Origin of the sequence: Nocardia sp. JMUB6875 (genome assembly GCF_041154655.1) — a bacterium.
GTDB lineage: Bacteria > Actinomycetota > Actinomycetes > Mycobacteriales > Mycobacteriaceae > Nocardia.
Genome location: NZ_BAAFGR010000024.1, coordinates 1 through 17,281, shown reverse-complemented (window position 1 = coordinate 17,281; position 17,281 = coordinate 1). Strand labels below are relative to the sequence as shown.

Below are 17,281 nucleotides of genomic sequence, written 5' to 3'. Positions count from 1 at the left end.
GGGTGGTTGGCCCCGGGATCTGGTTGGTGGGGAGTATTCGGGTCAGCGCATGCGGTGGGGTTCGATGGCCTTCGGCGCGCCGCGGCGGCGGGCGAAGGCGGGGGTGGCTTCCCAGGTGTCGTTGAGCAGGCTGGGGACATTGTGGTGCTCGACGTGGTCGCGGTGGACGGTCGTGGTCATGACCGTGAGGCCGAAGAGGAGGGTGGCCGCGCAGACGATGCCGGAGATCATGGCCCACTGCGAATGACCGGAGCCGGCGGCCGTGAGGGCCATGGCCAGCGTTGCGAAGGCAACCAATGCGCAAAAGTATCCCGACCAGGCAGCAAAGCGGTTCCGCCTGACCCATCCTGGAGTGGTTGGCATACCGGCAGCATACGGAAGGACTGGTCGGTCTCCCAGGTCTGTGAGCGAGCCTTTGCCGCACTGTGATCCGGGCGGGTTGCCGGTGCGGGGGAGGGCTCGCGATAGCATCGGCGAGCTCGTCGAACGGAAGAAACCGGTGCAATTCCGGTGCGGTCGCGCCACTGTGACAGTCAGACCTTCCGGCGGGCGCCGAACCATGCTGGGCGCGTCACCCTAGGAAGGCCGAAACCTGTGATCCTGCTGCTGTCCACCTCCGATACCGATCTGCTGAGCGCGCGCGCCAGCGGCGCCGACTACCGGCTCGCCAATCCCGCGCGCCTGCTGCCGGAGGATCTGCCCGGTCTGCTCGACGGCGCCGAGCTGGTGATCGTGCGCATCCTGGGCGGCAAGCGCGCCTGGGAGTCCGGGCTGGAGACGGTGCGCGCCAGCGGAATTCCGATGGTCGCCCTCGGCGGTGAGATCGCCCCCGACGCCGAGCTCATGGAGTGCTCGACCGTGCCGGGCGGTGTGGCCGCGGACGCGCACAACTACCTCGCCGCGGGCGGGCCGCGAAACCTGTTGCAGCTGCACAACTTCCTGTCCGACACGGTGCTGCTCACCGGACACGGCTTCGAACCGCCCGTGGAGATGCCGAGCTGGGGTGAACTGGAACGGGATTCGCGTCCAGTGGCGGCGGACGCCCCGACGGTGGCGGTCGCGTACTACCGCGCCCAGCATCTGGCCGGGAACACCGGCTACATCGACGCGCTGTGCGGGGCCATCGAGGACAAGGGCGCGCGGGCGCTGCCGGTGTACTGCGCCTCGCTGCGCACCGCCGAACCCGAACTGCTTGCCGAACTGCGCAAGGCCGACGCGCTCGTGGTGACCGTGCTCGCGGCCGGTGGCACCAAGCCCGCCACCGCGTCGGCGGGCGGCGATGACGAGGCCTGGGACGTCGGCGCGCTCGCCGACCTGGATGTGCCGATCCTGCAGGGCTTGTGCCTGACCAGCGGCCGAGAGCAGTGGGAGGCCAATGACGACGGCCTGTCCCCGCTGGATGTGGCCACGCAGGTGGCGGTGCCGGAATTCGACGGGCGCATCATCACGGTCCCGTTCTCGTTCAAGGAATTCGACGCCGACGGTCTCTCGACCTATGTGCCCGACGCCGAGCGCGCCGCCCGGGTGGCGGGCATCGCGGTGCGGTACGCGCGGCTGCGCCACATTCCGGCCGCCGAGAAGAAGATCGCGCTGGTGCTGTCGGCCTACCCGACCAAGCACGCCCGCATCGGCAATGCGGTCGGCCTGGACACTCCGGCGAGCGCGATCAAGCTGCTCACCGAGATGCGTTCGGCCGGTTACGATCTGGGCGCGGAGGGGGAGATCCCCGGCCTGGAGCAGGGCGACGGCGACGCGCTGATCCACGCGCTCATCGCCGCGGGCGGACAGGATCCGGACTGGCTGAGCGCCGAACAGCTGGAGGGCAACCCGATTCGCATCGGCGCCGACCTCTACACCCGGTGGTTCGAGACGCTGCCCGAGGATCTGCGCGAGGCCGTGATCGAGGCGTGGGGTCCGCCGCCCGGTGAGCTCTACGTCGACCGCTCCGCCGACCCCAAGGGCGAAATCGTCATCGCCGCACTGCGTTTCGGCAATGTGGTGCTGATCGTGCAGCCCCCGCGCGGGTTCGGTGAGAACCCGGTCGCCATCTACCACGACCCGGATCTGCCGCCGAGCCACCACTATCTGGCCGCCTACCGGTGGCTGGCCGCCCCGGAGGGCTTCGCCGCCGACGCCGTGGTGCACCTGGGCAAGCACGGCAATCTGGAGTGGCTGCCCGGCAAGACGCTGGGCATGTCGGCTTCCTGTGGCACCGATGCCGCGCTGGGCGATCTGCCACTGATCTACCCGTTCCTGGTCAACGACCCGGGCGAGGGCACCCAGGCCAAGCGCCGCGCCCACGCCACCCTGGTCGACCACCTCATCCCGCCCATGGCGCGCGCCGAAACCTACGGCGACATCTCGCGTCTGGAGCAGTTGCTCGACGAGCACGCGAATATCTCCGCCCTCGACCCGGCCAAGCTGCCCGCCATCCGCCAGCAGATCTGGACGCTCATGCGCGCGGCCAAGATGGACCACGATCTGGGCCTGACCGAACGGCCCGACGAAGAGGTCTTCGACGACATGCTGCTGCATGTCGACGGCTGGCTGTGCGAGATCAAGGACGTGCAGATCCGCGACGGACTGCACGTGCTCGGCCAGGCGCCCGCGGGCGAGGCCGAGGTCGATCTCGTGCTGGCCATGCTGCGCGCGCGGCAGCTGTGGGGCGGCGAGGTCAATTTGCCGGGTCTGCGAGAAGCCTTGGGGCTCAGCGAAGCCGGGGACGAGGCCCGCGAGCGGGTCGACGCCTTCGAACGGCTCGCGCGTGAGCTGGTGGCGGCCATGCAGGAGGTCGACTGGGATGTCGACTCCATCGACGCGATCACCGAGACGATGCTCAACGGCGAGTTGGCCGCGGCGGCCGGAATCGCCGACACCGCAACACCTTTGACCGAGGTTCGCAAGGTGCTGGGCTTCGCCGCCACCGAGGTCGTGCCGCGGCTGCGCCAGACCGGCGTCGAGATCGCGCGCATCCTGCACGCCCTCAACGGCGGCTTCATCCCGGCCGGGCCCAGCGGCTCCCCGCTGCGCGGCCTGATCAACGTGCTGCCGACCGGCCGCAACTTCTACTCGGTCGATCCCAAGGCGGTGCCGTCGCGGCTGGCGTGGGAAACCGGTCAGGCCATGGCAGATTCGCTGCTCGAGCGGTACCTGGCCGATCACGGCGAGTACCCGCGCTCGGTGGGCCTGTCGGTGTGGGGCACCTCGGCCATGCGCACCTCCGGCGACGATATCGCCGAGGTCTTCGCGCTGCTGGGCGTGCGGCCGGTGTGGGACGAGGCCAGCCGCCGCGTCACCCGGCTCGAGGCCATCTCCCTCGAGGAGCTGGGCCGCCCGCGCATCGACGTGACCGTGCGCATCAGCGGCTTCTTCCGCGACGCCTTCCCGCACGTGCTCGCCCTGCTCGACGACGCGGTGCGCCTGGTCGCCGAGCTCGACGAGCCCGCCGAATCCAACTACGTGCGCGCCCACGCCCAGGCCGACCTGGCCGAGCACGGCGACGAACGCCGCGCCACCACACGGATTTTCGGCTCCAAGCCGGGCACCTACGGCGCGGGCCTGCTGCAGCTCATCGACTCCAAGAGCTGGCGCACCGACGATGACCTCGCGCAGGTGTACACGGCCTGGGGTGGTTTCGCCTACGGCCGCGATCTCGACGGCGCCCCCGCCGCCGACGACATGCGCACCGCGTACCGGCGAATCGCGGTGGCGGCCAAGAACACCGACACCCGCGAGCACGATATCGCCGACTCCGACGACTACTTCCAGTACCACGGCGGCATGGTCGCCGCGGTGCGCGCGCTCACCGGGAAGAACCCGGAGGCCTACATCGGCGACAGCACCCGCCCGGACGCCGTGCGCACCCGCACCCTGTCCGAGGAGACCACCCGGGTGTTCCGGGCCCGCGTGGTGAACCCGCGCTGGCTCGAGGCCATGCGCCGGCACGGCTACAAGGGCGCGTTCGAGATGGCCGCCACCGTCGACTACCTGTTCGGCTACGACGCAACCACGAATGTGGTCGCCGACTGGATGTACGAAAAGCTCGCCGAATCCTATGTATTCGACGAGACCAACCGGAAGTTCATGGAACAGTCGAATCCCTGGGCCCTGCACGGTATTGCGGAGCGTTTGCTGGAGGCGGCGGAGCGGAAACTCTGGGAGCAGCCCGAGAGCGAGACCCTCGATCGGCTGCGGCAGATCTATCTGGAGACCGAAGGCGAACTGGAGTAAGCGAATTCGACCGGTCGGATGGCCGGTGACGGCGTGTCGGGGTGACGCGCAGGGCTATCGAGAAAAGGTAGGACAAAGGCGGACAACCCCGGCACCTCGGTCTTCCCTGTGTATGTCCTTAAGAGGATCATAAGAATCGACCCGGCTTCGTACTCGGGGAGGCGTCGGGTCGCCCGCCGATGTTCCAATGGCGTTGGCGGGTTCGATAATTCGATGTGGAATTCCCCGATTCGCCGCGCTATCGCGTCCGCGAATTCGAGTTGCAGTGTTCCGGCGTTTCCCCAGGGATTCGCCCGCTCGGCCCTGCGGTGAATCGGCTCTTCGATTGCAGGGAACCATCATGAGAATTGCCAAAATCGCCGCTACCGCTTTACTTTCCGTCGCCGCCCTGTGTGTCGCCACGGTGACCGCACACGGTGAACCCGTCCTCGCCGCGCCCGGCATCACCGGCAGCGATCAGGGCGTGAACTACTCCATCGCCCTGGCTCCGGACCGCAGCGCCGTCACCACCACCCTCGCCGCGGGCCACTTCGAGCTCGCCGGCGCCGCGGTGAACGTGATCGCGCCCTCGGGCGAGATCATCGGCTCGCTGCCGCTGGTCTACCAGGCCGCCGACCGCGTCCTGACCGTCGTCCCCGACCTGAGCGCGGGCGGCACCGAATTGACCGTGCGGCCCAGTAATCCCGCCGATCTGGCCACCCCGACCGCCGAGGTGGTGGCGCTGCAGAATGTCGCCAATGCCGGATCGATCGTGGCGGGCGCGCTCATCGGCTGCGTGGTCGGCGCGGTGATCGGGTTCTTCTTCTTCGTGGTCGGCGCCATCGTCGGCTGCTTCGTCGGAGGCATCCTGGGCGCGGTCATCGCCGGAGATCAGCCTTAACCGGGAAGGAGCACACTGCCGCCGCCGGACCGGTCCCCGTCGGTTCGGCGGCTCCGCGCTGCGTGAAATCGTGGCGGCGTGCGCGAAAACCGTTATGCCGGAGCGATTTCGATGCCGATGGTGCCCGCGTCGCCGCGGCGCAGCTTGCTCAGGGTGATGGTCAGCCAGCCCATGATCCCGTAGCGGCGCTTGATCAGATCGCGCACCCGCTCCGAGCCGGGCGCGTCGAGGATCAGCGCCGACCCCTTGTACAGCTCGCCGTGGGTCTTGCCCCGGAAATCGCACGGCTGCACCGTGACCTCGGGATTGCGCCGGATGCGCTTGACCTTCCAGCTGTCGGTGACCGTCCAGACATACAGACGGCCCTCGTCGAGCACGGCCCACACCGGCGTACCCACCGGGGTGCCGTCCTTCTTGAAGGTGGTCAGCTGCACATAGTTCGCCTTGCCCAATGGCTCGAACGTATTGTCCACGCCCGCAGCCTATCCGCTGAACGGCCGTGACGCCGATCACGCGCCGAGCCATAGGCGCGTACCCGCCCGGTCTCCGTACCTTGGGTTTCGAACCCGATCGGCAAGGAGGCGCACGATGGCGGCTATTTCGGTTCCGGTGCTCTGGGGTGGGGATCTGCCCGAGACCCTCGACTTCTACCGCACGCTGGGCTACGAGGTCACCTACGAGATGACCCGTCCCTACATCTACGGTGTGGTCGAGCGCCACGGCTACCAGCTGCATTTCGGTCCGACCCCGAAGGGCATGAGCGGCGAGGAGGCCCATATCGGCTGTCTGGTCTTAGTATCGGAGGTGGAGGAGTGGCATGCCGAGTTCAAGGCCGCCCTGCGGGCCCGCTACGGCAAGGTGCCGGTGAAAGGCGCGCCGCGCATCACGCGGTTCCGGCCCGGTCAGACCCGTTTCACGGTCGTGGACCCGGTCGGCAACAGCGTCATCTATGTCCAGCCCGATGAGCCCGACCCCGAATACGGCGGTTCCAAGCAGCTCGAGGGGCTGGCGCGGGTGCTCGACAACGCCCGCATCTACCGCGATTCGAAGCTCGATGACGCCACCGCGACCCGCGTCCTCGAGACCGGTCTGCGTCGCTTCGCCGCGACGGCCCCGCTGCTCGACCAGGCGCGAGCCCTGGCCATGCTGGGCGAAATCGCCGCTGTGGCAGGCGATTCCGACCGGGTTGCCGAACTGCGGGCGCGGATCGAGGCGCTGGGCCTCTCGGCGGCCGACCGGGCCGCGCTGGCGGAGGACCTGCGTGCGATCACCGACGCCGGTCAGTGATCAGACCGGCTGCGCGCCGACCATGCGCAGCGCCAGGGCGGCGTAGTCCGCGCCGATCTGGTTGGGTGTGCGGCGATAGTCGGGGGAGTACCAGCGGGCGGTGTCCACGCACAGTGACATGAGAGCCAGCGTGGTGGCGTGGGTGTCGTCGACGTCGAAGACCTTGTCGGCCACACCCTGGGCGACCAGATCCCGGACCAGTCGGTGGATGGCGATCTGGATGTCGATGACCTCGGCCCGATGCTCGTCGGTCAGGTCGGTGAGGTGGTGCAGCACCACCTTCACCGACGCCGCGTGCTCGGCATGCCACACCGTCAGGTCGCGCACCACCGCGGTGAGATGGTCGGCGGGACTGCCCGGCCCGGCGGCCGCGGCCGTGGCGACCTGCTGGGTCAGGCGCATCGAGGACAGCGAAATGCGGTAGAGCACTTCCTCTTTGGAGCCGAAGTGCACATACAGGCCCGCGGGGCTGAGCCCGGCGCGGGCCGCGATATCGCGGGTGGTGGTGGCGTGGAAGCCGCGTTCGGAGAAGGCGTCGATGGCGGCCAGGAAGATGCGGCGCTGGCCTTCGGGGAAGCGGCGCTGGGACAGTTCGAGATGCGCTACCGCGGCGGTGTCGCGCCCGCCGTTCTCGGCGCTCGGCGCCACGTCGTCGTTACCCATCGAATGAGTATCTCCCAGTGAATGTTTCATCCCACCACCGGCCGGGCCCGAGGGCGGCCCGGCCGGTGCGGCGCGCCGGATGGTGTGGAGGCGCGGAATCCGGCGCGCCGGGACGGGTGGCTACTTGGCGGCCGTGGGCGGGGTGAAGGGGGCGTTGATGGTGGTGAAGTACTGCACGGCGGCGGCGATCACGGCCGGGGCGGTCACGAACAGCTGACCGGCGATGGTGCCCAGGAAGCCGACGGTGGCCGCGCCGAGCACGCAACCACCCAGCGGGCCCAGCCCGAACAGAGTGGCCAGCACACCGGTGGCCACCAGGCCCACGCCCGCACCGACGACGCAGCCCACCGCCGCGCCACCGAGACCGCCGACCAGGGTGCCGACGGTCGCGCCCATGGTGATGGTCTGGGCCAGCCGGTTCCAGGCGGCTTGCTCACGGTCGTACTGGGTCTTCCACGGAGCCTGATCCTCATAGGGGAGCGACACGGGCTTATAGACGGCGTGCGCCTCGTCGAACTGCGGGGTGAGGGTGGCGACGTGGTTGTCGACCCGGGCGGCGATCGGGAAGACGAAATCGTCCACGCGGAAGGACAGTTCGGTGCCCGCGACCACGGTGCCGTCCGCGCCCTTGATGGTGAAGACACCGTTGTCGACGCCCAACGAGCCGATATCGGTGCGGATGGTCATGGTGCCGTCCTCGGCGGTGTTGGCCACGTAGTTCACCGGGGCCTGATCGGCCGGGGCCGGGGCGGCATTGGCCGTTCCGCAACCGATGACGGCGGAGCCGATCAACAGGGCGGAGGTGGCGGCGATTTTCCTCATCTGCGGGTCCTTCACGAGCTTGCACCTGGCGGGCCAGATGTGCACCGAACGAGCCGGAAACGACGTCGTGGGCCGACGTGGTTCCGGTCACATGTAAGCTAAGCGGGCGCTTAGTTCGGCGGAACGTTAGCTGGCTCACAGTGATGTGGTCAAGCCCACATCGAAGAGCGAGTCGACATGAAGGGTTCGCGGCACGGAGAATTGGAGGGTTTTTTCGAGCTCAGGCCGCGCGGGTGAGGACTTGCGGGCCGGATTCGGTGATGGCGATGGTGTGTTCGGAGTGGGCGGTGCGGGAGCCGTCGGCCGAGCGCAGGGTCCAGCCGTCGGGATCGGTGATGATGCGGTCGGTGGTGCGCGCGAACCACGGCTCGACGGCGATGGTGAGGCCCGGGCGCAGGCGGAAGCCGCGGCCCACGCGGCCGCTGTTGGGGACGTGCGGGTCCTCGTGCATGGTGCGGCCCAGGCCGTGGCCGCCGAATTCGGTGTTGATCGGGTAGCCGCCCGCGCGCGCCACCGCGGCGATGGCGGCGGAGAGGTCGCCGATGGTGTTGCCCGCCTGGGCGACCGCGATGGCCGCGTCGAGGGCCTCTTCGGTGGCGCGGACCAGGCGCGCGTCCTCGGGGTCGGGGGTGCCGATGATGGTGGTGACGGCCGAATCGGCGACCCAGCCGTCGATGCTCACGGCGAGATCCATGCTCAGGACGTCTCCGTCGCGCAGGGTGTAGTCGAACGGGAGTCCGTGCAGCACGGCGTCGTTGACCGACAGGCAGATGGTGTTGCGGAAGGGGCCGCGGCCGAAGGAGGGCGAGTAGTCCCAATAGCAGGAGACCGCGCCGCGCCGGCGAATGCGTTCGCGGACCACGGCTTCCAGGTCGAGGAGATTCACACCGATCTGGGCCTTCTCCCGTAGTTCGCTCAGCACCTCGGCCACGAATCCGCCGGTGACCCGCATGCTCTCGATCTCGGCCGGGCTCTTGAGCTCCACCATGACAACCTCCTCGAACGGTATTTTAATACCACCGTAGCCGGTTGCGGTATTTAAATACCAACCGTAGGGTGACGGGCATGGTCCGACTGCCGCTCACTCCCGCCCAGCTCGAGGCCGGCCGCCGCCTGGGGTCCGCGCTGCGGGCCGCGCGCGCGAACCGGGATCTGCTGGAAGTGGCCGAGAGCGCGGGCATCTCACCGGAGACCCTGCGCAAGATCGAGTCGGGGCGGCTGCCGACCCCGGCGTTCGGGACCGTCGTGGCCCTCTCGCGTGCGCTCGGGATTGCGCTCGACGACCTGGCCGATGTCTGGCAGCCGAGCCGCGAACACCGCTCGGCGTCCTGACCGCGATCAGTCGACGGTCAGCTCGACCGGTACCGCGATGACATCCACCATCGCGCCGTTGCGCAGCACCGTCACCGGCAGCGACCGGCCGATGGCATCGGCGAACAACTGCCGCTGAATGCCCTGCGCGTCACGGATTTCCGCGCGCGCCACGCTCAGCACCAGATCCCCGCGCCGCAGTCCCGCGCGTTCGGCCGGGCCGCCGCGCACCACCTCGACGATGCGCAGTCCGGCGTCCTGGCCGGTGCGCGCGGCCACCGCGGTGGGCAGCGGCGCGGGCACCCCGACCACGCCGAGATAGGCCCGGCGCACCCGGCCCTCGGTGAGCAGGGTGCTGACGATGCGGCGGGTGGTGGCATTGATCGGAATCGCCAGGCCCAGGCCGATTCCGGCGACCGCGGTATTGATGCCCACCACGCGTCCGGCCGAATCCGCCAGTGCGCCACCGGAATTGCCGGGGTTGAGGGCGGCGTCGGTCTGGATGACGTCCTCGATGACGCGGGCCGTGCGCCGATTGCCGACCGGCACCGACCGGCCCAGCGCGCTCACCACCCCCGCGGTCACCGATCCGGCCAGCCCCAGCGGGCTGCCGACCGCGACCACCAGTTGGCCGACTACCAGGCGGTCGGCATCGCCGAGGACCGCCGCGGCCGGTGCGCCGCCGCGGGCCCGCAGCACCGCCAGATCCGAGAGCGGATCCACGCCCACCACATCGAATTTCGCTTCCAGCCCGTCGGCGAACACCACGGTCCCGCCGCTGGACTCACCCACCACGTGGGCGTTGGTGAGCAGGAAGCCGTCGCCGGTGAACACCACCGCCGAGCCGCCGCCGCGGCGGGTCTGCACGCTGGCCACGTGCGGGGTCACCGATTTGGCGACCGCGATCACGGTGCGCGAGTAGGAGTCCAGGGCCGCGGCGTCGGGGACGCCGAAGCCGGGCTGAGCGACCGGCTCGGCGGCATCGGCGTTCTCGTCCATCGGCCAGAGGGCAGCTTCGTCGTCCATGACGACCACCATCCGATTACATGATTACGTTGCTCTGCAACCAGGATGCGCGCGGTACGACCGCCGCGACAACCGGTTCGCCGAGGGCGCAACCCGATTCAGCGGATGGTGTACTTCAGGTGGGTGACGCGCGAGCCGGGGGTGACCTCCGGATCCTCGAGCAGCACCGGTGCGTTGGCGAGCGCGCCGAACAGCGGGACGCCGCCGCCCAGCAGCACCGGCACCAGATCGACCCACACCTCGTCGAGCAGACCCTCGTCCAGGCACTGGCGGGCGACGTCGCCGCCGCTGACCCCGATCATCTTCTCGCCCGCGATACCGCGCGCGACCTCGACGGCCTCCTTCACCCCGCCGGTGACGAAGGTGAACGGCGACTCCGGGTGTTCGGCGATCCATTCCTCGGGCACGGTGTGGGTGACCACGACGATCGGCTTGTCGGCCGGATGGGTGCCGCCCCAGCCGTTGGTCAGGGTGAACAGCCGCTTGCCGACGATGTAGACGCCGACGCTGTCGAGCCACGCCTTCAGGTAGGCGGCGTCGTCGGCGGACAGGTTGAACGGGATCTCGGGATGGGTGCTGGCGATCGGGACATCGCCGCTCTGGTACCAGGCGAACAGGTGCTCGAATCCGGTTTCGCCGGGACCGGCGATGAATCCGTCGAGGGACATGCTCGCGCCGGTGACTACTTTGCTCATTGCTCTACTCCTTCAGCGATGGAACGAGAGCGGCGTGGAATTGCCGTCTCTGCGAGGTAGTCGGAGTCGGTATCGAGCAATCATCGTTGTCGGCGAAGAATTTTTCCCGGGAACCGAGATCAGGTGGCCTGGCTCACCGAGGACATGTGGAAATCGGGGATTCGCAAGGGGGGCATGGCGGTTCGGGTGAACCAGTCCTTCCACTCGCGCGGCAGCGTGATCTCGGTGCGGCCCGCTTCGGAGACTCGGCGCAGCAGATCCAAGGGGCTCTCGTTGAAGCGGAAGTTGTTGACCGCGGCGGTGACTTCGCCGTTCTCGACGAGATAGACGCCGTCGCGGGTGAGGCCGGTCAGCAGCAGGGTGGCGGGATCGACCTCGCGGATGTACCACAGGCAGGTCAGCAGCAGGCCGCGTTCGGTGCGGGCGATCATGTCCGCGAGGGTGGCGTCGGAGCCGCCGGTCATGAGCAGGTTCTCGCCGGGAAGCGTGACGGGAGCGTCGAATTCGGCGGCGGTGGCGCGGGGGTAGACCAGCGATTCGATGACGCCGGAGCCGATCCAGTCGGTGCGCTGCGCGGTGAGGCCGTTGTCGAAGACCGACAGCGATTCCGAGGAGGACGGGGTCGCCACGAACGGGCGGTATTGCAGGCCCGCGGCGCTCGGGTCGGAGTAGAGGGTGAGCGGAATGTCGGTGAGCCGCTCGCCGATTCGGGTGCCGCCCTTGCGGGAGAATGCGGTGTGGCCCTCGTGCGCGCCGCGGCCCTCCATGGACCAGGCCATGTAGATCATGAGATCGGCCACCGCCGAAGGGGGCAGCAGGGTTTCGTAGCGGCCCGCGGGCAGATCCACGCGGCGCTTGCCCCAGTCCAGGCGGCGGGAGAGTTCGGCGAGCAGGCCGGGGGTGTCGACGTCGGTGAAATCGGTGGTGCCGGTGCCGACCCAGGCGCTGGCCAGCTCCGCGCCCTCGCCGCGCTTGCCGTTGATCTCGACCGAACCGGTCGGCTGGACCCAGCGCCGCCGGACCCCGGTGGAGGTGCCCAGCCAGGTGGAGTGCATCTGGTGGTGGGCGAAACCGTAGAGGCGGTCGGCGCCGTCGAAGCCGGCGGCGAGATCGCTTGCCAGCGTGGTGAAGACACCGATATCGGTGGTGCCCGGCGCACCGGACCAGTCCAGCCCGCGATCGGGGGTGTCGGCGGCGTCGGGATCGAGCAGCGGCATGGCGTCGCGCGCGGGTTCGGCGGTGCGCGCGGCCTCCTCGCTGGCGCGCACCACGGCCTCGATATCGGCGGGGTCGACGCTGGTGGAACTCACGCTGCCGACGCGCGCGGCGTTGGGCCCGTCGCGGAACACCGAGACCACCGCCCAGTCCCGCGCGACCGAGGAACCGTTGGTGGTCATGGAGTTTCCGGCCCAGCGCAGCGACGCCTCGTGCGCGTCGGTGACGATCACCACGGCCTCGTCGGCGCGGGAGGCGCGCAGCGCGCGTTCGACGACCTCGGGGGCGGGGAGCACACTCACCGTGTCGGTCCTTTCGTGGAGATGACGCTGCCTACTGTCCGGCCTCGGCGCGGGTATTGAGAATATTGATGCCGCGCACCAGCACCGACGGGCAGCCGTGCGAGACCGCCGCCACCTGGCCGGGTTGCGCCTTGCCGCAGTTGAACGCGCCGCCGAGCACCCAGGTCGAGGGCCCGCCGATGGCCTCCATCGATCCCCAGAAGTCGGTGGTGGTGGCCTGATAGGCGACATCGCGCAACTGCCCGGCCAATTCGCCGTTGCGGATGCGGAAGAAACGCTGCCCGGTGAACTGGAAGTTGTAGCGCTGCATATCGATCGACCACGACTTGTCGCCGACGATGTAGATGCCGTTCTCGACGCGGGAGATCAGCTCCGCGGTGCTGGTGTCGCGCACCGGATCCGGCTGCAGCGACACATTGGCCATGCGCTGGATCGGGACGTGGTGCGCGGAGTCGGCGTAAGAGCAGCCGTTGGAGCGTTCGAGTCCCAAGCGGGGCGCGAAGACTCGATCCAGCTGATAGCCGACGAGGATGCCGTCGCGCACCAGATCCCATTGCTGCCCGGCCACGCCCTCGTCGTCCCAGCCGACGCTGGCCAGGCCGTGCTCCTGGGTGCGGTCGCCGGTCACATGCATGATCGGGGTGCCGTACTTCAGGGTGCCGAGCTTGTCCGGGGTCGCGAACGAGGTTCCCGCGTAGGCGGATTCGTAGCCGATGGCGCGGTCGTATTCGGTGGCGTGGCCGATGGATTCGTGGATGGTCAGCCACAGGTTGGTCGGGTCGATGACCAGATCGGTGGGCCCGGCCGCCACGGTGGGTGCCTTCACCTTCTCGGCCAGCCACTGCGGCATCTGCGCGAGTTCGCCCGCCCAGTCCCAGGTTCCGTCCGCGCCGGTCACGTACTCCCAGCCGCGCCCGGCCGGGGCGGCGAGGGTGCGCATGGTCTCGAACACGCCCGCCGACGGGTCGACGGTGATCGCCTCGAGCTGCGGGTGCAGGCGGACGCGCTGCTGGGTGATGCGGGAGCCGAAGGTGTCGGCGTAGAAGGTCTGTTCCTTGACCTGCAGCACCGACGCCGTCACATGATCGACGCCGTCGGCGGCCTGCAACCGGTCCGAATAGTCCAGCAGCAGCGCCACTTTCTCCGGTGTCGGCACCGAGAACGGATCGACCTCGTAGGGCGAGACGTATTCGACGCCGTCATAGCGCGGCTCGGAGGCCAATTCGACGCGCTCGCGGTTCAGCGCGCGCAACGTGGTGGCGACCGTGACCGCGCGGCGCGCCACCTCGGCGGCGGTGTCGGTGGTCAGGTCGGCGTGCGAGGCGAAACCCCAGGTGCCGTCGACGATCACGCGCACCGCGAACCCGAGATCGATACTGTCCGACACCGATTCGACACGCCCGTCGCGCAACCTGATGGACTGCTGCACAAGTCGATGCACACGCAGGTCGGCGTACTCCGCCCCGGCCGCGCGGGCCGCGCTCAACGCGGCGTCGGCGAGCGCGGACAGCGGCAGCGCGCGGAACTGGTCGTCCACGACAGCGGTAGCGATGCTCACCCGCACCACGCTAGAGGGCGACACGCCGCAGCGACAAGAATCGACTCACCCCGCAAGAAATATCAGACCGCGCAAACCTGCATACGCTGCAACAATGCGCGAAGTGCCAACGCGCACACGGTGAAACGGCACGCACAACGGCTGGACATGCGACGTTTTGCTGACCGGATGCCGTACTGTCTGCCCGCGTGCCGCCATCCGCACTCCGCGATCGCAAACGGGAACGCACCCGCCGAGCCCTGCTCGAAGCCGCCGTCGAACAGTTCGAGAGCCGAGGATACGAGGCGACCACCGTCGCCGATATCGCGGCCGCCGCCGAAGTCGGCACGAGAACGTTCTTCAACTACTTCGCCAGCAAGGAGGAACTACTGTTCCCCGAGCCGGACGAAAGAGTGCAGGCCGCCGTGCGCGCCATCGCCACCCGCCGGCCCGGGGAACGCCCCGTCGAGGTGCTGCTGCGCGCGTTGCGCGCCGCCGGTGACAATCCCGGCGACCACCTCGGCGACACCCTCGCCGCGCGGATCGCCGTACTGCGCGCGCAGGTTTCGCGCACCGTGCCCGCGGTGAGCGGCCGCGCCGCCTACGCGCAGCTGGCCTCGCAGCAGGAGATCGCGCGCCAGCTGCGTGCCGCCTTCCCCGAGGAACTCGACGATGTCGGCGCGGCCGCGCTGGTGGGCGCGGTCGTCGGGGCCGTGTCAGGGGCGCTGACCGTGCTGTTCCAGCGGCCCGGGCTCGCCGAGGACGGCGAAGCGCTGCAACGCAAGATTCAGGAGACCACCTCGAAGGTGCTGGCGCCGTGGCTGTCCCAGCCCGCGCCGGAGCCGCGTGAACTGCCCGGCGAGCAAACGCAATTGCTCTCCGATGTCCCGCTACGCCCGGAGCCGGAAGCCTTCCGCCCGATCGGGACGGTGCATCGGCTGACCTCGGAGTCCGCGCCGCGCTCGCCCTTCGAACGCGCCCTGCCCGTCATCCACCGCCAGCCCGAGGACGCTCGCGTCTGACTTGCTAGCCGAACTGCTGCCAGCCCAGGCGGATGACCATGGCGATGACGACGACCAGCAGCACGGCGCGGACGAAGCCCGCGCCCTTCGCCAGCGCCATGCGTGAACCGACCACGGACCCGGCCACATTCGCCACCGCCATGGACAGGCCCAGCGCCCACAGCACGTGGCCGGTGCTCGCCAGGTAGATCAGCGAGCCCAGGTTGGAGCCGCAGTTGATGACCTTGGCCATGGCCGCGGCGCGGACGAACTCGGTGCCGAGCAGGGTGGCGAAGGTGATGATCAGGAAGGTGCCCGTGCCCGGGCCTAGGATGCCGTCGTAGAGGCCGATCAGGCCCGCGGCCAGGGCCACGACCAGGATCGTCTTGCGGCGGGTCGGGGGATGGGTGGCCATGGTGACGCCGACCGAGGGGCGCAGGGTCACGAAGATCGCCACGCCGACGAGCACCACCATGACGATCGGGACGAAGAACTTCTTGTCGATCAACGCGACCGCCGCCGAGCCGCACGCGGCGGCGATCGCGGCGATCACCGCGCCGGGGATCAGCACCTTCCAGCGCATCGGCACCTTGCGGGCGAAGGTGATGACCGCCGCGCTGGTGCCGGAGAACGCGGCGATCTTGTTGGTGCCCAAGGCCGTCTGCGGGGCCAGACCGGGCAGCACCACGAACAGGGTGGGCAATACGATCAGCCCGCCGCCGCCGACCACCGCATCGACCCATCCGGCCGCCGTCGCCGCGGTCAGCAAGACCGCCCAGTCCGCAAGGCTCACAGACAGACCCAACCAGAGCCGACTGCACAAGATCAAACCGGAGATCGCACCGCGAGTCGCGCACGACGGGGATCGAGGGATCGGACCGTAGGGTGGTCGAGTGCGCCGGTTCAGTTTGTGGCTGCGTGGCAAGCCCCTCATCACCGATACGATCCTGGCCCTGCTGTTGCTGGGCATCGACGTGCTGTCGGTGGGCAACAGCAGCTCCAAGGCGACCTATCTCGTGTTCAGCGTGCTGCTGGTGGTGCCGATCGTGTTCCGCCGCACCCACACCTGGGCCGCGGCGATCGGCGCGGTGCTGCTGTCGGTCGCCGCCTCGATGGTGCACGGCGCGGTCGGCGACATCTCGGTGCATCCGGCGCTGCTGGGGCTGGGCATCATGCTCTACACGCTGGTCGCCTATGTCGGCCGCCGCCAAGGGCTGATCTATCTGGGCATCCTCATCCTCGACAGCCTCATCTCGGCCGCCGCGATCGGGAAACCCAGCGGCACCGATATCGCGTTCACCGCGCTCTTCTACGCGCTGTGCTGGACCCTGGCCGAATTCGTGGGCGCCCGCCACGCCTACGACGCCGAGGTCGCCGCGCGCCTGGCCGTCGCCGACTACGACCGCGAACGCCGCGCCCACGACGCGGTCGCCGCCGAACGCACCCGCATCGCCCGCGAACTCCACGACGTGGTCGCGCACGCGGTCAGCGTCATCATCGTCCAGGCCGACGGCGCGCGCTACGCCCTGCGACATGATCCCGACACCGCCGAACAGGCGCTGTCCACCATCGCCGGCACCGGCCGCGACGCCCTGCGCGAACTGCGCCGCACCGTCGAACTACTGCGCACTGAGCATGCCCCCGAAGCACTTCCACAACACGGCACCGCCGGCATCGCCAAGGTGGTCGACATGATGCGCAGCGCGGGCCTGGACATCTCCCTCGAACTGTCCGGCGAACTCGACACCGTCACCCCCGAGGTCAGCCTCGGCATCCACCGCATCGTCCAGGAATCCCTCACCAACACCCTCCGCCACGCGGGCCCCGACCCCCGCGCCGTCGTCACCGTCACCCGCCGCGACACCGACGTCCTGCTCGACATCACCGACTCCGGCGGCGCACCTCCCGCCCCGACCACACCGGGCAGCCACTGCGGCCACACCACCGGCGGCCACCGCGTCGTCGGTGCCGGCGGAAACAGCGGCGCCGCAACCACATCCGCGCCCCCGCCCGCACCGCCCCGCATCCCCGGCAGCGGCCTGGGCCTGGTCGGCATGCGCGAACGCATAGCCGTCCGCGGCGGCACCCTCACCGGGGGCCGAAACCCCCACGGCGGCTGGACCGTCCGCGCCACCATCCCCCTGGACCGCGAGCTGACCGACTGAACGTCCACACACCGCCGCTGACCAGAGCATTCTGCTATCGGCCCCGGCCCGCGTGCGGTACCCGGCGGGACGTCCGGATAGGTTGTGGGGGTGCCGATCACCGTTCTCGTTGTCGATGACCAGGAGCTCATGCGCGCAGGGTTGCGG

General features: G+C 69.3%; 16 protein-coding genes and 1 riboswitch. Of the genes, 6 read left to right on the top strand and 10 right to left on the bottom strand.

What is annotated here, in order from left to right:
* Window positions 1–42: 42 nt before the first annotated feature.
* The gene (locus ACAM49_RS08720; RefSeq protein WP_369634938.1) at window positions 43–297 is read right to left on the bottom strand and encodes a hypothetical protein; all 255 of its coding nucleotides are present in this window, start codon (window positions 295–297) and stop codon (window positions 43–45) included.
* Between the two features lie 129 nt (window positions 298–426).
* Window positions 427–562: riboswitch (cobalamin riboswitch) on the top strand.
* A gap of 32 nt (window positions 563–594) precedes the next feature.
* On the opposite strand from ACAM49_RS08720, the gene cobN reads away from it, so the two are divergent.
* Window positions 595–4,230, top strand: coding sequence for a cobaltochelatase subunit CobN (cobN, locus tag ACAM49_RS08715; protein ID WP_369634937.1), 3,636 nt, complete (start codon window positions 595–597; stop codon window positions 4,228–4,230).
* A 340-nt stretch (window positions 4,231–4,570) separates the two neighbouring features.
* The gene (locus ACAM49_RS08710; RefSeq protein ID WP_369634936.1) at window positions 4,571–5,110 is read left to right on the top strand and encodes a hypothetical protein; all 540 of its coding nucleotides are present in this window, start codon (window positions 4,571–4,573) and stop codon (window positions 5,108–5,110) included.
* A 92-nt stretch (window positions 5,111–5,202) separates the two neighbouring features.
* Here the strand turns inward: ACAM49_RS08710 and ACAM49_RS08705 are convergent, their stop codons facing one another.
* Window positions 5,203–5,583: a PPOX class F420-dependent oxidoreductase gene (locus ACAM49_RS08705; RefSeq protein WP_369634935.1), complete on the bottom strand. Its 381-nt coding sequence runs from the start codon at window positions 5,581–5,583 to the stop codon at window positions 5,203–5,205.
* A 115-nt stretch (window positions 5,584–5,698) separates the two neighbouring features.
* On the opposite strand from ACAM49_RS08705, the gene ACAM49_RS08700 reads away from it, so the two are divergent.
* Window positions 5,699–6,397: a glyoxalase gene (locus tag ACAM49_RS08700; protein ID WP_369634934.1), complete on the top strand. Its 699-nt coding sequence runs from the start codon at window positions 5,699–5,701 to the stop codon at window positions 6,395–6,397.
* On the opposite strand, the gene ACAM49_RS08695 is transcribed toward ACAM49_RS08700, so the two are convergent.
* The 3 genes from ACAM49_RS08695 to map all read right to left on the bottom strand — a co-directional run bounded on the left by ACAM49_RS08695 (window position 6,398) and on the right by map (window position 8,870).
* Entirely contained in the window at window positions 6,398–7,060 is a 663-nt protein-coding gene (locus tag ACAM49_RS08695) for a TetR/AcrR family transcriptional regulator (RefSeq protein ID WP_369634933.1), read from the bottom strand.
* A 120-nt stretch (window positions 7,061–7,180) separates the two neighbouring features.
* The gene (locus ACAM49_RS08690; RefSeq protein ID WP_369634932.1) at window positions 7,181–7,882 is read right to left on the bottom strand and encodes a hypothetical protein; all 702 of its coding nucleotides are present in this window, start codon (window positions 7,880–7,882) and stop codon (window positions 7,181–7,183) included.
* Between the two features lie 220 nt (window positions 7,883–8,102).
* Window positions 8,103–8,870 (bottom strand): type I methionyl aminopeptidase, encoded by a 768-nt coding sequence (gene map / locus ACAM49_RS08685; protein WP_369634931.1) that lies wholly within the window; start codon window positions 8,868–8,870, stop codon window positions 8,103–8,105.
* A 77-nt stretch (window positions 8,871–8,947) separates the two neighbouring features.
* On the opposite strand from map, the gene ACAM49_RS08680 reads away from it, so the two are divergent.
* A complete protein-coding gene (locus ACAM49_RS08680) occupies window positions 8,948–9,214 on the top strand; it encodes a helix-turn-helix transcriptional regulator (RefSeq protein ID WP_369634930.1) in 267 nt (88 codons plus the stop codon).
* 6 nt (window positions 9,215–9,220) lie between these two features.
* Here the strand turns inward: ACAM49_RS08680 and ACAM49_RS08675 are convergent, their stop codons facing one another.
* From ACAM49_RS08675 to ACAM49_RS08660, 4 genes are all read right to left on the bottom strand, one after another.
* Window positions 9,221–10,219, bottom strand: coding sequence for a S1C family serine protease (locus ACAM49_RS08675; protein ID WP_369634929.1), 999 nt, complete (start codon window positions 10,217–10,219; stop codon window positions 9,221–9,223).
* A gap of 98 nt (window positions 10,220–10,317) precedes the next feature.
* Window positions 10,318–10,914: a dihydrofolate reductase family protein gene (locus tag ACAM49_RS08670; RefSeq protein WP_369634928.1), complete on the bottom strand. Its 597-nt coding sequence runs from the start codon at window positions 10,912–10,914 to the stop codon at window positions 10,318–10,320.
* A 119-nt stretch (window positions 10,915–11,033) separates the two neighbouring features.
* A complete protein-coding gene (locus tag ACAM49_RS08665; RefSeq protein ID WP_369634986.1) occupies window positions 11,034–12,425 on the bottom strand; it encodes a metallopeptidase TldD-related protein in 1,392 nt (463 codons plus the stop codon).
* Between the two features lie 37 nt (window positions 12,426–12,462).
* Window positions 12,463–13,998: a TldD/PmbA family protein gene (locus ACAM49_RS08660; RefSeq protein ID WP_369634985.1), complete on the bottom strand. Its 1,536-nt coding sequence runs from the start codon at window positions 13,996–13,998 to the stop codon at window positions 12,463–12,465.
* Window positions 13,999–14,177: 179 nt separating this feature from the next.
* On the opposite strand from ACAM49_RS08660, the gene ACAM49_RS08655 reads away from it, so the two are divergent.
* Window positions 14,178–14,990: a TetR/AcrR family transcriptional regulator gene (locus ACAM49_RS08655; protein WP_369634927.1), complete on the top strand. Its 813-nt coding sequence runs from the start codon at window positions 14,178–14,180 to the stop codon at window positions 14,988–14,990.
* 4 nt (window positions 14,991–14,994) lie between these two features.
* Here the strand turns inward: ACAM49_RS08655 and ACAM49_RS08650 are convergent, their stop codons facing one another.
* Window positions 14,995–15,762, bottom strand: a complete 768-nt coding sequence (locus ACAM49_RS08650) for a TSUP family transporter (RefSeq protein ID WP_369634926.1) — start codon at window positions 15,760–15,762, stop codon at window positions 14,995–14,997.
* Between the two features lie 100 nt (window positions 15,763–15,862).
* Between ACAM49_RS08650 and ACAM49_RS08645 the strand changes: the two genes are divergently transcribed.
* Window positions 15,863–17,134 carry a sensor histidine kinase gene (locus ACAM49_RS08645; protein WP_369634925.1) on the top strand — a complete coding sequence of 424 codons (1,272 nt, stop codon included), beginning with the start codon at window positions 15,863–15,865 and terminating at the stop codon, window positions 17,132–17,134.
* The last annotated feature ends 147 nt before the right edge of the window (window positions 17,135–17,281 follow it).

What these genes read in the sequence shown, in the direction of transcription:
- ACAM49_RS08710 (WP_369634936.1), top strand. Translation starts at nt 4,571, where the DNA reads ATGAGAATTGCCAAAATCGCCGCTACCGCTTTACTTTCCGTCGCCGCC.
- ACAM49_RS08700 (WP_369634934.1), top strand. Translation starts at nt 5,699, where the DNA reads ATGGCGGCTATTTCGGTTCCGGTGCTCTGGGGTGGGGATCTGCCCGAG.
- ACAM49_RS08695 (WP_369634933.1), bottom strand. Translation starts at nt 7,060, where the DNA reads ATGGGTAACGACGACGTGGCGCCGAGCGCCGAGAACGGCGGGCGCGAC.
- ACAM49_RS08690 (WP_369634932.1), bottom strand. Translation starts at nt 7,882, where the DNA reads ATGAGGAAAATCGCCGCCACCTCCGCCCTGTTGATCGGCTCCGCCGTC.
- map (WP_369634931.1), bottom strand. Translation starts at nt 8,870, where the DNA reads ATGGTGGAGCTCAAGAGCCCGGCCGAGATCGAGAGCATGCGGGTCACC.
- ACAM49_RS08680 (WP_369634930.1), top strand. Translation starts at nt 8,948, where the DNA reads ATGGTCCGACTGCCGCTCACTCCCGCCCAGCTCGAGGCCGGCCGCCGC.
- ACAM49_RS08675 (WP_369634929.1), bottom strand. Translation starts at nt 10,219, where the DNA reads ATGGACGACGAAGCTGCCCTCTGGCCGATGGACGAGAACGCCGATGCC.
- ACAM49_RS08670 (WP_369634928.1), bottom strand. Translation starts at nt 10,914, where the DNA reads ATGAGCAAAGTAGTCACCGGCGCGAGCATGTCCCTCGACGGATTCATC.